The organism is Enterobacter cloacae complex sp. R_G8, from assembly GCF_024599795.1.
Lineage (GTDB): Bacteria > Pseudomonadota > Gammaproteobacteria > Enterobacterales > Enterobacteriaceae > Enterobacter > Enterobacter dissolvens.
In genome coordinates this window covers 1,127,933-1,140,911 of record NZ_CP102246.1, presented here as the reverse complement: position 1 = coordinate 1,140,911, position 12,979 = coordinate 1,127,933, and the positions used below count along the sequence as shown (strand labels likewise).

The 12,979-nt window shown below is 54.1% G+C and carries 14 protein-coding genes; 7 read left to right on the top strand and 7 right to left on the bottom strand.

The window, feature by feature from the left end; genetic code table 11:
- Positions 1 to 19 precede the first annotated feature (19 nt).
- Positions 20 to 856: a 5-dehydro-4-deoxy-D-glucuronate isomerase gene (gene kduI / locus NQ842_RS05500; protein WP_014833149.1), complete on the bottom strand. Its 837-nt coding sequence runs from the start codon at positions 854 to 856 to the stop codon at positions 20 to 22.
- A 297-nt stretch (positions 857 to 1,153) separates the two neighbouring features.
- Between kduI and NQ842_RS05495 the strand changes: the two genes are divergently transcribed.
- Positions 1,154 to 2,329, top strand: a complete 1,176-nt coding sequence (locus tag NQ842_RS05495; protein ID WP_096927706.1) for an oligogalacturonate lyase family protein — start codon at positions 1,154 to 1,156, stop codon at positions 2,327 to 2,329.
- A 108-nt stretch (positions 2,330 to 2,437) separates the two neighbouring features.
- Here the strand turns inward: NQ842_RS05495 and NQ842_RS05490 are convergent, their stop codons facing one another.
- The 3 genes from NQ842_RS05490 to NQ842_RS05480 all read right to left on the bottom strand — a co-directional run bounded on the left by NQ842_RS05490 (position 2,438) and on the right by NQ842_RS05480 (position 5,501).
- Positions 2,438 to 3,121, bottom strand: a complete 684-nt coding sequence (locus tag NQ842_RS05490) for a porin (protein ID WP_096927705.1) — start codon at positions 3,119 to 3,121, stop codon at positions 2,438 to 2,440.
- A gap of 241 nt (positions 3,122 to 3,362) precedes the next feature.
- Positions 3,363 to 4,541: an acetyl-CoA C-acetyltransferase gene (locus tag NQ842_RS05485; RefSeq protein ID WP_046889802.1), complete on the bottom strand. Its 1,179-nt coding sequence runs from the start codon at positions 4,539 to 4,541 to the stop codon at positions 3,363 to 3,365.
- A 93-nt stretch (positions 4,542 to 4,634) separates the two neighbouring features.
- Positions 4,635 to 5,501, bottom strand: coding sequence for a LysR family transcriptional regulator (locus NQ842_RS05480; protein WP_257256602.1), 867 nt, complete (start codon positions 5,499 to 5,501; stop codon positions 4,635 to 4,637).
- Between the two features lie 105 nt (positions 5,502 to 5,606).
- On the opposite strand from NQ842_RS05480, the gene NQ842_RS05475 reads away from it, so the two are divergent.
- Positions 5,607 to 6,068: a multidrug/biocide efflux PACE transporter gene (locus NQ842_RS05475; RefSeq protein WP_020687112.1), complete on the top strand. Its 462-nt coding sequence runs from the start codon at positions 5,607 to 5,609 to the stop codon at positions 6,066 to 6,068.
- 119 nt (positions 6,069 to 6,187) lie between these two features.
- The gene (locus NQ842_RS05470; protein WP_257256601.1) at positions 6,188 to 7,417 is read left to right on the top strand and encodes an amino acid permease; all 1,230 of its coding nucleotides are present in this window, start codon (positions 6,188 to 6,190) and stop codon (positions 7,415 to 7,417) included.
- A gap of 39 nt (positions 7,418 to 7,456) precedes the next feature.
- Here NQ842_RS05470 and NQ842_RS05465 read toward each other — a convergent pair whose 3' ends face one another.
- Positions 7,457 to 7,909, bottom strand: coding sequence for an Lrp/AsnC family transcriptional regulator (locus NQ842_RS05465; RefSeq protein ID WP_013098583.1), 453 nt, complete (start codon positions 7,907 to 7,909; stop codon positions 7,457 to 7,459).
- A gap of 114 nt (positions 7,910 to 8,023) precedes the next feature.
- Between NQ842_RS05465 and NQ842_RS05460 the strand changes: the two genes are divergently transcribed.
- The gene (locus tag NQ842_RS05460) at positions 8,024 to 8,635 is read left to right on the top strand and encodes a LysE family translocator (RefSeq protein WP_014833156.1); all 612 of its coding nucleotides are present in this window, start codon (positions 8,024 to 8,026) and stop codon (positions 8,633 to 8,635) included.
- 27 nt (positions 8,636 to 8,662) lie between these two features.
- Here NQ842_RS05460 and NQ842_RS05455 read toward each other — a convergent pair whose 3' ends face one another.
- Positions 8,663 to 8,935, bottom strand: a complete 273-nt coding sequence (locus tag NQ842_RS05455) for a GNAT family N-acetyltransferase (protein ID WP_013098585.1) — start codon at positions 8,933 to 8,935, stop codon at positions 8,663 to 8,665.
- Between the two features lie 10 nt (positions 8,936 to 8,945).
- Positions 8,946 to 9,176: a 4Fe-4S mono-cluster protein YjdI gene (gene yjdI, locus NQ842_RS05450; protein ID WP_014833157.1), complete on the bottom strand. Its 231-nt coding sequence runs from the start codon at positions 9,174 to 9,176 to the stop codon at positions 8,946 to 8,948.
- A 178-nt stretch (positions 9,177 to 9,354) separates the two neighbouring features.
- On the opposite strand from yjdI, the gene NQ842_RS05445 reads away from it, so the two are divergent.
- The 3 genes from NQ842_RS05445 to NQ842_RS05435 all read left to right on the top strand — a co-directional run bounded on the left by NQ842_RS05445 (position 9,355) and on the right by NQ842_RS05435 (position 12,931).
- The gene (locus NQ842_RS05445) at positions 9,355 to 10,995 is read left to right on the top strand and encodes a sensor histidine kinase (RefSeq protein ID WP_047361372.1); all 1,641 of its coding nucleotides are present in this window, start codon (positions 9,355 to 9,357) and stop codon (positions 10,993 to 10,995) included.
- Positions 10,979 to 11,674 (top strand): response regulator, encoded by a 696-nt coding sequence (locus tag NQ842_RS05440; protein ID WP_154316671.1) that lies wholly within the window; start codon positions 10,979 to 10,981, stop codon positions 11,672 to 11,674. Before NQ842_RS05445 ends, NQ842_RS05440 begins: the two co-directional genes overlap by 17 nt.
- Before the next feature lie 168 nt (positions 11,675 to 11,842).
- Positions 11,843 to 12,931 carry an ABC transporter substrate-binding protein gene (locus NQ842_RS05435; protein WP_014833160.1) on the top strand — a complete coding sequence of 363 codons (1,089 nt, stop codon included), beginning with the start codon at positions 11,843 to 11,845 and terminating at the stop codon, positions 12,929 to 12,931.
- Positions 12,932 to 12,979 lie beyond the last annotated feature (48 nt).

Below are 12,979 nucleotides of genomic sequence, written 5' to 3'. Positions count from 1 at the left end.
TATGCTTAACTGCCCGCGACTAGCGCAGATCTTTTACCGCGACGTGGTCCATGTCATCAAAGACCTGGTTTTCACCGACCATTCCCCAGATGAAGGTGTACGCCTTCGTCCCCACGCCGGAGTGAATTGACCAGCTTGGAGAGATAACCGCCTGCTCGTTGTGCATCACGATATGGCGTGTTTCCTGCGGTTGCCCCATCATGTGGAATACACAGGCATCCTCATCCATGTTGAAGTAGAAATAGACCTCCATGCGACGCTCATGGGTGTGGCACGGCATGGTGTTCCACAGGTTGCCAGGCGCCAGCTCGGTCAGCCCCATGCTGAGCTGGCAGGTCTCCAGCACATCCGGAACGAAGTATTTATTGATAGTGCGACGGTTGCTGGTGAGGTTGTCGCCCAGCGTCACCGGGGCTACGTCTGCCGGGGTGACTTTTTTGGTAGGACAGGTGGTATGAGCCGGGGCGCAGTTGTAATAAAACTTCGCTGGCGTGCTGCCGTCAACGCTTGCAAAGACCACCTCTTTCGCGCCCTTGCCGACATACAGCGCGTCGCGGTGACCAATCTCGTAGCACTGACCGTCAACCGTAATGGTGCCCGGCCCGCCAATGTTAATCACGCCCAGTTCACGCCGTTCCAGGAAATAGCTCACGCCGAGTTGTTTACCCACTTCACCGCCCACGGAGACGGTTTTGGCCACCGGCATAATGCCGCCCACAATAATGCGGTCAATGTGGCTGTAGACCATAGTGTAGCGATCGGCTTCGAACACCTGCTCAACTAAAAACTCACTGCGCAGCCCCTGCGTGTCGAGGGTTTTGGCATGCGCACTGTGGATGCTTTGTCTGACGTCCACGATAACCTCCAGATGGATCGTGCCCGAAGGCAGAAAATTAACGAAACGACGTTCCGTTTTAAGGATAAGCACAGTGTAAACGCCAGTAAGGGGGTTTTCAAATACATTTAAAACATCGTTTCATTTTTTATGATTCTTTATATCAGAAATGGTGTTCCGATCACGATAACGCCAGGATTCCATCATTCTTATCCATTAAACCGATAAACAGCGCGATAAGTCACACATAATGAAACATCGTTTTGATATTTTAACACCCGGTTTTTAATCTGATTTTATCGCCGAAAGGAGCGCAATATGGCTAAAGGTATGCGGGTCAAGCTGAACTATGAGATCGGCCGCGATCCGGATACAGGCGTGGAAGTCACTCGCCTGACCCCGCCTGAAGTAACCTGTCATCGCAACTACTTTTACCAGAAGTGCTTCTTCAATGACGGCAGCCACCTGCTGTTCGCGGGGGCGTTCGATGGTCACTGGAACTATTACTTGCTGGATCTGCAGAACGCCGAAGCCGTTCAGCTGACGGAGGGCGCAGGCGATAACACCTTTGGCGGATTCCTCTCCCCGGACGATCGCGCCTTCTACTATGTGAAGAACGATCGCACGCTTATGGAGGTCGATCTTCAGACGCGAGTGGAGCGTGAAGTGTACCGCGTCCCGGATGACTGGGTCGGTTACGGCACCTGGGTGGCGAACAGCGACTGCACCAGCCTTGTGGGCATAGAAATTGCAAAACGCGACTGGACGCCGCTGAACGACTGGAAAATTTTCCACGACTTCTTCCATAAAGGGCCCCACTGCCGACTGCTGCGCGTGGATCTGAAAACCGGCGCGAGCTCAACCATTCATGAAGAGAAAAACTGGCTGGGGCATCCCATCTACCGTCCGTTTGATGACCACACGGTGGCGTTTTGTCACGAGGGGCCACACGATCTGGTCGATGCCCGAATGTGGCTGGTCAACGAAGATGGCACCAACGTACGTAAAGTTAAAACGCATGCACAGGGTGAAAGCTGCACCCACGAATTCTGGGTCCCGGATGGCTCCGCGCTGGTTTATGTCTCGTATCTGAAAGGCCTGCAGGGCCGCAGCATCTGCCGCTTTAATCCGGATTCAGGTGTGAACGAGGCGGTGATGCAGATGCCATCCTGCTCGCATTTGATGAGTAATTTCGACGGCACGTTGCTGGTGGGCGACGGTTCCGGCACACCGGTGGATGTAAAAGACACCCACGGTTACACCATCGACAACGATCCTTATCTGTACGGGTTTGACGTGGCGAAAAAAAGCTACTTCCGCATCGCCCGCCATGACACCTCCTGGGCGACGGTGGAAAATAGCCGCCAGGTCACCCATCCGCATCCCTCCTTTACACCGGACGAGAAAGCGGTGCTGTTCAGTTCCGATAAAGACGGCAAACCTGCCCTCTATATCGCGAAACTCCCCGCGCAACCGGATATGTTGTCTGCATGATTTAAATCAGTGTTTCTGTAACTGGCCTTGCCCTCCTTACGGAGGGCTTTTTTTTGCTCTGAGCGTTTTGCCCGGTGGCGCTGCGCTTGCCGGGCCTGCGGGGACTTATCAGAAAGAGTACGCCACACCTACACGGAAGCGGGTCTGGCGTTCATCACTCTCTTTCACCCCCACGTTACCCACCTCAACATACGGCGCCCAGTTTTTATCCCATTTATACGCCAGCTTCGCGTTATATTCGGTGGAATAATCTTTATTATTATTACGGACCATCCCTTCCGTACTTTTTGCATAAACATAATTCAGCTCGCTACGCCAGTCTCCCATTACCCAGCCGACCCAGGCATCACCGCGGTTAACTTTGTCATCCTCTTTATTTGAGCTTGACGGATAACGGGTATATTCATAGCGGTAACGTGCGGCTACGTAAAAGCCATTATCAAAACTGTATTGCAGGTGCAGATTGGGTTTATAAATGGTGCGACTGTCATTACTCTCAAGCGTGAACGCAGGCGTCAGCGCAATATTCTCTGTCGCTTTCCAGCGCCAGCTAATTTGATCTTCATGACCGTTCCCCACCACATCCGCGAAGGGCTGATCGGCCTTATCGCCGCCCGATTTCCATTTTGCTTCAACAGAAAAACCGACGCCATTGGCAAAGCGATGCGACACAGAGACACGGTCAGCATTCGCGCCATTGTCGATATATTCATGACGCAGATCGACGGTCACCGCCTGCGCCGCGAAAGAGGTACCAATGAGAGAAGCAAGGACCAGAGATTTTTTAAACATAGAAAACCCTCAACTAAAATAACGTTTCATTTTTATGAAACAGCAGTTTATTTTTTAATAATTGCTATTTTAGTGAGCAAGATCGTAATTATTTGTTTCATTTTTTTCGGTACAAATCGGCGTGATATTCGTCAACAAACACGAGGTATTTAGGCGAAATTAGCGGAGGGAGATCACGTCAGTGCAGAATAACACGCATAAAAAAACCTCCCGACGGGAGGTTCATTTACGAAGGAAGTCATTAACGTTCGATAGCCAGCGCCACCCCTTGCCCACCGCCGATACACAGCGTGGCAATGCCTTTACGGGCGTTACGCTTTTTCATCTCGTGAACCAGCGATACCAGAATGCGGCAGCCAGAAGCGCCGATGGGATGACCGAGCGCAATCGCGCCACCGTTGACATTCACCCGCAGGGGATCCCACTCCAGCATTTTGCCCACCGAGATCGCCTGAGCGGCAAAGGCCTCGTTGACTTCAATCAGATCCACATCGGAGAGCTGCCAGCCCGCGCGCTCCAGGCAGCGACGTGTCGCGTACACTGGCGCGATCCCCATTAACGCAGGATCAACGCCCACGCTGGCAAAGGCCCTGATACGGGCCAGCACCGGGAGATCCAGCTCCTGAGCTTTGCTTTCGCTCATCATCATCACAGCCGCCGCACCGTCGTTAATGGAGGAGGCATTTCCCGCCGTCACCGAGCCCTGCGTCTCAAAAGCAGGGTTGAGCATGGCCAGCCCTTCTGCACTGGCATCGGTACGCGGCTGTTCATCGGTGTCGACGACAAGAATCTGACCATCCTGGCGCTGGGTGCTTACCGGAACAATTTCATCGCGAAAACGCCCGGAATCAATCGCGGCACGCGCTTTCTGCTGCGAGCTTAACGCGTATGCATCCTGCAGCTCACGGCTGATGCCATACTCCCGCGCCAGGTTCTCCGCCGTCACGCCCATATGGTAATCATTAAACGCATCCCACAGCCCGTCATGCACCAGGCTGTCGAGCAACTGGCTATTTCCCAGCTGTGCGCCGGTGCGGCTGTCGGTGAGAACATGCGGCGCACGGCTCATGTTCTCCTGTCCGCCGGCGATGACCACATCCGCTTCGCCACACTGGATGGCCTGCGTGGCAAGATGCAGCGCCTTTAATCCTGAGCCACAGACGTCGTTGATGGTGATGGCCGAGACGGTGTTGGGCAGGCCGCCTTTTAGCGCCGCCTGACGGGCAGGGTTTTGCCCGGCGCCGGCCGTCAGGACCTGTCCGAGGATCACCTCATCGACTTCATGTGCTGCGATCCCGCTGCGCTCCACCAGCGCTTTAACCACCACGCTCCCCAGATCAACAGCCGAGTGACGCGCCAGCGCTCCCTGAAAACAGCCGATAGCTGTACGCAACGCACCCACTATAACGACATCTTTCATCACCACCTCTGTGTTAAAGGACATGACGATAGTAGAGGATTGTTACTGGCATTTATCTTAATTGTTTAAAAATAGTGAGTTTAATCACAAGGATTAGCATGCGTCCTGCAGATACTGTCGCAGCCAGCTTCCGGCGACGCCGGGAGGGGATCGTTTATTCCACAGCAGATCGATGCCGATCGCACGGGGCCAGCCAGGGACATTCAACGGCACCAGCGATTTCGCGGGCGCAAATTCATCCACCAGCGCACACGGCAACACGCACCAGCCAAATCCCTGCACCGCCATACTCAAGAGTAACAGGTAATTCGGTGCTGACCAGACCGGCCCCCGGGCGAGCGTCGCCTCGCGCTCAAGGTAGGTGCTGAGCCGCAGTTCCCGCCAGCCGTGCAGTTCATCGGCCTGCACGTCATGTTGTCCGGCAAGTGGGTGGGTGGTCGCGACATAAATTGCCATTCGCGTTTGTATCGGCAGTCGGGTAACGCCGATATCGGTCGGGTAACTGTCGCGTGCCTCCGTCAGGCCAACCTGCGCCCTCTCCTTCTGCAGCAGATCGATGACGTCCTCTTCCTCGCCAATCAGGCACTCAAATTCCGTATGGGGAAAACGCTGGTCAAACTGGTTCATCAGATCTTCCAGCACGTCCGGGTTAAGCGTATCGGAAAGCACAAAGGTCAGACGCGCCTCCGTTTGCGCGGTTAACGATACCGCCAGCTCGTCCAGCCGCGAGCTGGCGGCGAGGATCGCCTGGACATACCCCAGCACCTGCTCCCCCTGAGCGGTGAGTACCGGCTGGCGGGCGGAACGGTCAAACAGCTCAAAGCCGAGATCGGCTTCGAGGTTGGCAATCGCGGTGCTGATCGTCGACTGGCTTTTGCGTAACCGACGAGCGGCGGCAGAAAAGGAGCCTGCCGCCACGGTTTCAACAAACGCGGTAAGGGCTTCAGGTGAGTAGCGCATGACCTATCTATTTTATCGATGGATACCATCTTTAATATATCACGTTTAGCGATAAAAATAGGTTCCATCAACGCCCATACTGGCGAGTTAATGAGGTCGAAAGCTATGCAACATCAGGATGCACTCCAACGTAAACTGCCGGAGCGGATCTTCCACGCGGTCTGCTTTGAGGGGATTGCCACGGCGATCCTCGCCCCAACGGCAGCGTGGCTGATGCAGCGTTCCGTGGTGGAGATGGGTGGGTTGACCATTATCCTCGCCACTACGGCCATGCTCTGGAACATTATTTATAACTTCGGTTTCGACCGTTTCTGGCCTGTCCAGCGCGTAAAACGCACGGCAAAAGTCCGCGCGCTGCATGCCCTGGGGTTCGAATGTGGGTTTATCGTGATTGGCGTGTCGATTGTCGCTGCGGTTCTTGGCGTCACGCTGCTGCAGGCATTCACGCTGGAAATAGGTTTCTTCCTGTTCTTCCTGCCCTACACCATGTTCTACAACTGGGCGTATGACACGTTACGTGAGAAATTCCTGAAGCGCCGTCAGCAGCGACGCGCCCTGGCGGGCTAACTCCCCTCTGGCCGGACGACTGGTCCGGCCAAACTCCGTCGAAGCAACTGCGCTCTCCACGCATAACTATGGTAAATTGCACTCCATTCTGATGGTTTGATAGTTGATACGTTGCTCTAATGTCGAAAATTTGGTCAAAAGATGAGACTCTCTGGAGTTTCGCTCTCTATGGCACGGCCGTGGGCGCAGGAACGCTGTTCTTGCCCATTCAGCTTGGCTCCGCAGGCGCTATTGTCCTGTTCATTACTGCCCTTGTGGCCTATCCATTAACCTACTGGCCGCATAAAGCACTGGCGCAATTTATTCTGTCGTCAAAAACACGAGGCAATGAAGGGATCACCGGCGCGGTCTCTCACTACTACGGCAGGAAAATAGGGAATCTGATCACCACGCTCTATTTCGTCGCCTTCTTCGTGGTGGTGCAGATTTATGCCGTGGCCATCACCAACTCCCTGACGGAGCAGCTGGCAAAAAAGATGACGGTGGATACCGCCATTCGCGTGCTGGTCAGCTTTGGCGTGGTGCTGGTGCTGAATCTGATCTTCCTGATGGGACGGCATATCACAATCAAAGTGATGGGCTTCCTGGTGTTCCCGCTGATCGCCTATTTCCTGTTTGTCTCCCTGTACCTGACCGGCAGCTGGCAACCTTCACTGCTCACCAGCCAGATGGCGTTTGATCGCCACACTTTGCATCAGGTGTGGATCTCAATCCCGGTGATGGTGTTTGCGTTTAGCCATACGCCGATTATCTCGACGTTCGCCGTCGATCGTCGCGAGAAGTTCGGTAACGCTGCCATGGATAAGTGCAAAAAAATCATGAAGGTGGCGTATCTGGTTATCTGCCTGAGCGTGCTGTTCTTCGTGTTCAGCTGCCTGCTGTCTATTCCACCGTCCTATATTGTGACCGCAAAAGAGCAAGGGGTGACGATCCTGTCAGCGCTGTCGATGATGCCCTCTTCTCCGGCCTGGCTCGGCATTTCCGGGATTATTGTGGCGATTATTGCCATGTCGAAATCGTTCCTGGGCACCTATTTTGGGGTGATTGAAGGAGCGACGGAAATCGTGAAATCGTCGCTGAATCAGGTGGGCGTGAAAAAGAGCCGCGCCTTTAACCGTGCGATTTCCATTCTGGGCGTGTCGCTGATTACCTTTGCGGTCTGCTGCATTAACCCGAACGCCATTTCGATGATTTACGCCATCAGCGGTCCGCTTATTGCCATGATCCTGTTTATCATGCCGACGCTGTCGACGTACCTGATCCCCTCCCTGAAGCCGTACCGCTCCATTGGCAGCCTGCTGACGCTGATTGTCGGCGTCCTGTGCGTGTCGGTGATGTTTGTCGGCTAATCCTACCGTGCCCGGCCTTCTGCCGGGCGCGTCTGATTTTTACAGCGGAAACGGTCTGTCCTGCACGACCGTTTTCATCACCAGCGTAGAGCGAAGATGTTGTACGCCAGGCATGGCAGAAAGTTTCTCGTCATACAGTTTCTGAAAAGCTGACAGATCGCGGGTAACAACATGCATCAGATAGTCCGGATCGCCAAATAAGCGCTGGGCCAGCACGATTTGCGGGATCTCTTCCACCGCCTCTTCGAACGCGCTGACCGCTTTCTTATCGCCCTCTTTCAGGGTGGCAAACACAATCGCCAGGAAATTAAATCCCATTTTGGCGGGATCGAGATTGGCGCGATACCCCGTAATGGCTCCGCTCTGCTCCAGCGCACGCACGCGTCGGTGACACGGAGAGAGGCTCAGGTTCACCCGCTCTGCCAGCTCCGTAAGAGATAAACGGCCATCAGCCTGCAGCTCAGCAAGAATTTTTCGATCAATGCTATCCATGTGGAAGATTTTCTCAATTTTAGCGTTTTATGAGCATAACATTGAAAACTCATTTCGTACCGATACCGATATTCTTTCTCTCCAGGTAATACAGGTACGGGAGTTTCACAGACGATGGAAATGAGTATTGTGGCCGGTTTTTGGGTGGTGTCCTTCCTGCTCATCATGACGCCGGGTGCAGACTGGGCCTATGCGATCAGCGCCGGGATCAACGGGCGGCGCGTAGTGCCGGCGGTGATGGGGCTGATGTCCGGGCATCTGCTCGCCACGCTGGTCGTGGTGGCGGGTGTGGGTGTGTTGATTGCTCAACATCCGCTGGCATTATCAGGGCTGACAATTGCGGGGGCGGTTTATCTGCTGTGGCTCGGCATCACGCTGTTACGCCATCCTGCCGCGCCGGAAAGCACTGTGCAGCATGCAGGAAACTGGAAACAGTGGGCGGTGAAAGGATTGTGTATCAGCGGGCTTAACCCAAAAGTCTTCTTGCTGTTTCTGGCGTTGCTTCCGCAGTTTACCGATCCAAAGGGAAGCTGGTCGATTGCCACACAGATGTCAGCCCTGGGAATAATGCATCTTATCACCTGCACACTGGTCTATTTGCTGGTGGGGTATGGTTCGAAAGCGGTGCTGGCGACCCGTCCGCAGGCGGCACGTGCGGTGAGCATGGCCTCCGGAGGGATTATGGTGGCGATCGCGCTGGGGTTACTGCTGGAACAGGTGAGATAAAAAAACACCGGCCATCGCCGGTGTGTTTTACGCCCGAATATCGTCATATTCCCGCGTGTTATCAAACTCATGCTTCGCAAACGGGCACAGCGGGATAATTTTGCGATTCTCACCGCGCATTTTCTCCACCACCTTCGCCACCAGCTGCTTGCCCACACCCTGCCCCTTCAGGCTCGGATCAACATCGGTGTGCTCAATAATACTCAGGTGCTCACCTGTGGGGACGAAGACAATCTCAGCGACCTGATTGCCATTCGCATCGTTCACGTAAAACTTGTTATGGCCTTCCAGAATATCCATGGTTCCTCGCTTATTTTTGGCGATACTTCAGCGCACCGCTCGGGCAGGTATCAATCACGCGGACAACCGTATCTACATCCACTTCATCGGGAATGATCCACGGTTTACGTTTCAGATTAAACAGCTTTGCGCTGCCACGCACGCAGTTACCGGAGTGTTTGCAGATCCCGGTGTTGAAGTAAACGTCAATTTTCTCGCCGGTATAGGCCCGGTAACCCGCATCCAGTAGCTCTTTATCCATGACATTGCCTCTGTAATTATTTTACTGCTGAATGAAGCATAGCCTTACGGGATCCTGATAGCTATAACGTTGAAAACGAAAAGCCAGGTCACAACTCTTTTGTTGCCGGATTGCGTCCCCCATTGGCGCATGTCAGGCTCCCCCCATGTCTCCCTTTTCCATGACTGGCGCAGGTTGAATGAAACGCAGACTTTCATTTCAGGTTAAGCTTTTTTTAGCGCTGGTGTGCTTCTCCTGCCTGCTGTTAGTGCTGCTGGGAACCATCCTGTTTCATTTTATCGACCGGCAACTGCATCACGATCTCGGCCAGCGCGCCAGGGTTCAGGCCAGTGAAATCGCCCTGATGCCCGGCCTGGCGGAAAAAGTCGCCGCCAGAGATATCCCCGGTATCGCCCGTTTAATCCAGCCGCTGCGCGCGGAAAGTGATGCCAGCTACATCGTGATTGGCGATACCCGGGAGCAACACCTTTATCATTCGGAATCCCCGGAGCGCATCAATTTACCGATGATCGGCGGGGACAATGCAGAGGTATTAAAAGGCAAAACCATTATTTCCGTGCGTAAAGGGGGCATTGGCGTGTCATTACGCAGCAAAGCGCCCATCTTTAATGCGCAGCACCAGGTGATTGGCATTGTCTCTGTCGGTTATCTGACCTCGTATATTGCCAATATTAACGCCCGCATTCTCTGGCAGTCCGGGTTATACGGTATGGGGCTGTTACTGCTGCTGTTTATTTTCTCATGGTTGTTCACGCGTAACCTTAAAAAGCAAATGTTCCGTCTGGAGCCGAAAGATATTGCTCAGCTGGTGTTGCAACAAAAAGCCCTGCTGGAGGCCATGTATGAAGGGGTATTTGCCGTCAATGCGGAGAAGCAGCTGATTTTAATTAACCGTGCTGCCCGTGAGATGCTGGATATTCACCAGAGTGAGGAGGCGCTTATTGGCAAACCGCTGGAGGCTATTGTGCAAACCTCGCCGGGCTTTTTATCCCAGCGCTATGCGTCGATAAGCAGCGGCAGTCACGACCAGATTGCCGTGCTCAACCAGCGCGAGGTGATCGTCAACCGCGTGGCGATCGAGGTTGAACCCGGTGTGGAGAGCGGCTGGGTCTACAGTTTTCGCGATAAAAATGACATTAACACCCTCAGCAGCCAGCTAAGTCAGATAAAACGCTATGCGGATAACCTGCGCATCATGCGTCATGAACAGCTGAACTGGACGGCAACGCTGGTGGGACTGCTGCAAATGAAGCACTACGACGAGGCGATCCGCTACATCCAGCTGCAGTCGGAAGGCGCCCAAAAAGTGCTGGACTTTGTCTCGGCCCATTTTGCCTCTCCGGCACTGTGCGGACTGCTGTTAGGGAAATATGTCAGCGCACGGGAAAAAGGCATTGAACTGCAGTTTGATCCCGCCTGCCAGCTCACCCGCATGCCGGCCTCCATCAACGAAACAGAGCTGATGTCGGTGATCGGCAATTTGCTGGATAACGCCGTGGACGCCACCCTGAAGGCGTCGGTTCACGCGCCAGTGGAGATCTACATTTCCGACCGCAACCAGGAGCTGTTGATTGAGGTGGCCGACAGGGGCTGCGGCGTGGATGACGCGCATAAACCGCATATATTCCGCCAGGGGTACAGCAGCAAACCCGAGAGCGAGAACGACATTGTGGGGACAGAGCACGGTATTGGCCTGTTTCTGGTGGCAGGCTATATCGAGAAAGCGGGCGGCAGCATAGAGATCGCCGATAACACGCCACAAGGCACTATTTTTTCTGTGTTTATTCCGAATGGGCAACAGCATGACCCGACCACTTGATGTTGTGATAGTTGAAGATGAGCCGCACCTGGCGGAGTTGCATCGCGAGTATATTGAGCAGAATTTTCATTTGCGCGTGGTGGGTATTGCCGCGTCGATTGAGCAGGCGTGCAGCCTGATCCGCCAGCATCAGCCGCGACTGATTCTGCTGGATAACTATCTGCCAGACGGCAAAGGCGTGGAGTTAATCGATAACCCGCTGCTGAAAAGCTACGAATGCTCGGTGATCTTCATCACCGCCGCCAGCGATATGCAAACCTGTAGCCACGCCATGCGCAGCGGTGCCTTTGACTATCTGATTAAACCGGTCTTTTTTCAGCGCCTGCACGCCTCGCTGGAGCGCTTTATGCGTTTTATCCACACCGTGCAGCAGGTCAAGGTTGTCGATCAGCATGCGCTGGATCGCCTGTTCAACCTGCCTGCTGCGGAATCTTCGCTCACGCCGTCGACAAAGGGCATTGAGCCCCAAACGCTGGAGCGGATTAAACGCCTGTTCGCAGAACATCCCGACAATGCCATGTCGGTTGAAGAGGTGGTGGAGAACGTCGGGATCAGCAAAACCACGGGGCGTCGCTATCTGGAATACTGTGTGGAGAGTGGGTTAATCAGCGTCGAAATGCTGTATGGCAATATTGGTCATCCGCGAAGGTTATACCGCAAAGCCGCCGAGAAAGCGTAATCCGCAACCGTTCGTTTGCTAACGTTCGCGGTTTTTATGGTGTTAATTGCTGAAACGACGCCGACAATCACACTTCGGAATCATGGCCCGCTTCCGCCTGTTGTGGCGGCGGTGCTATACGCTATGTTGACAATTAGTTCCTCAAATGTAACTAAAAGGTTAACTATAATGTCGAACACATTCCGAATTTCTCTGATTACCGCTACCGTACTGTTCTCTGCTTCTGCACTGTCTGCCCTGCCGCAGGGCTACCCTGCCGACTATCAAAAAGTTGTCGATGCCGCGACCAAAGAGGGCAAGGTCGTCATCTATTCCACCACCGATACCAAAGCCGCCGGGCCGCTGATCGAGGGTTTCGAAAAGAGCTATCCGGGCATTAAAGTTGAATACAACGATATGAACAGCACAGAGCTGTACAACCGTTTTATCAGCGAGCAGGCCTCCGGTGGCGGTAGCGGCGATGTGGTCTGGAGCTCCTCGATGGACACCGGGCTGAAGCTCGCCACTGACTACGCCATGGAGTACAAATCGCCCGAGCAAAGTCAGCTGCCGAAATGGGCGGTATGGAAAGATAAAGCGTACGGCACCACCTATGAGCCGGTGGTGTTTATCTACAACAAACGCCTGATCCCGGCTGGCGACGTGCCGGATTCTCACGTTGCGCTGGCGAAGCTGATTGCCAGCCAGACGGACAAATTCAAAAGCAAAGTCACGACCTACGACATCGAAAAATCGGGACTGGGCTTTATGCTCTCCGTGCAGGATCACAAGGCCGATCCAAACTACTTTAAAACCCTGGCCGATGTCGCCAAAGGCGGCCTGGCGGTGCAGTCGTCTACCGGCACGATGATGGAGAGGGTGTCATCCGGCGAAAACCTGATCGGCTTTAATATCCTCGGCTCCTACGCGGAAGCCCGCGCGAAGAACGATCCGTCGCTCGGGATCGCTTATCCGAAAGATTACACCCTGGTGTTATCGCGCGTGTCCTTTATCAGCCAGCAGGCGCAAAACAGCAATGCCGCGAAGCTGTGGCTCGACTATGTCCTGTCTGAAAAAGGGCAAAGTATCCTGGCTAATCAGGCGGATATCCCCTCCATTCGCAACGATATCGAAGGCAAAAATGATATCGATGGCCTGACCAAAGTCCTCGGCAATGCGCTGAAGCCGATCCCGGTTGATGAAAGCCTGCTGGAATACCTGCAGCCGAAAAAACGTCTGGAGTACATCAAACAGTGGCGTGCTGCCGCCGGCAAATAAAACGGTGTGCGCGGCGCAGGTCGCCGCGCGCCTGTTCATCTGACTGAA

Bases quoted from the DNA above. Each gene is read 5' to 3' on its own strand.
- NQ842_RS05480 (WP_257256602.1), bottom strand. From the start codon at position 5,501: ATGCGCTACTCACCTGAAGCCCTTACCGCGTTTGTTGAAACCGTGGCG.
- NQ842_RS05485 (WP_046889802.1), bottom strand. From the start codon at position 4,541: ATGAAAGATGTCGTTATAGTGGGTGCGTTGCGTACAGCTATCGGCTGT.
- NQ842_RS05435 (WP_014833160.1), top strand. From the start codon at position 11,843: ATGTCGAACACATTCCGAATTTCTCTGATTACCGCTACCGTACTGTTC.
- NQ842_RS05455 (WP_013098585.1), bottom strand. From the start codon at position 8,935: ATGGATATTCTGGAAGGCCATAACAAGTTTTACGTGAACGATGCGAAT.
- yjdI (WP_014833157.1), bottom strand. From the start codon at position 9,176: ATGGATAAAGAGCTACTGGATGCGGGTTACCGGGCCTATACCGGCGAG.
- NQ842_RS05490 (WP_096927705.1), bottom strand. From the start codon at position 3,121: ATGTTTAAAAAATCTCTGGTCCTTGCTTCTCTCATTGGTACCTCTTTC.
- NQ842_RS05475 (WP_020687112.1), top strand. From the start codon at position 5,607: ATGCAACATCAGGATGCACTCCAACGTAAACTGCCGGAGCGGATCTTC.
- NQ842_RS05460 (WP_014833156.1), top strand. From the start codon at position 8,024: ATGGAAATGAGTATTGTGGCCGGTTTTTGGGTGGTGTCCTTCCTGCTC.
- NQ842_RS05440 (WP_154316671.1), top strand. From the start codon at position 10,979: ATGACCCGACCACTTGATGTTGTGATAGTTGAAGATGAGCCGCACCTG.
- NQ842_RS05495 (WP_096927706.1), top strand. From the start codon at position 1,154: ATGGCTAAAGGTATGCGGGTCAAGCTGAACTATGAGATCGGCCGCGAT.
- NQ842_RS05445 (WP_047361372.1), top strand. From the start codon at position 9,355: ATGAAACGCAGACTTTCATTTCAGGTTAAGCTTTTTTTAGCGCTGGTG.
- NQ842_RS05465 (WP_013098583.1), bottom strand. From the start codon at position 7,909: ATGGATAGCATTGATCGAAAAATTCTTGCTGAGCTGCAGGCTGATGGC.
- NQ842_RS05470 (WP_257256601.1), top strand. From the start codon at position 6,188: ATGTCGAAAATTTGGTCAAAAGATGAGACTCTCTGGAGTTTCGCTCTC.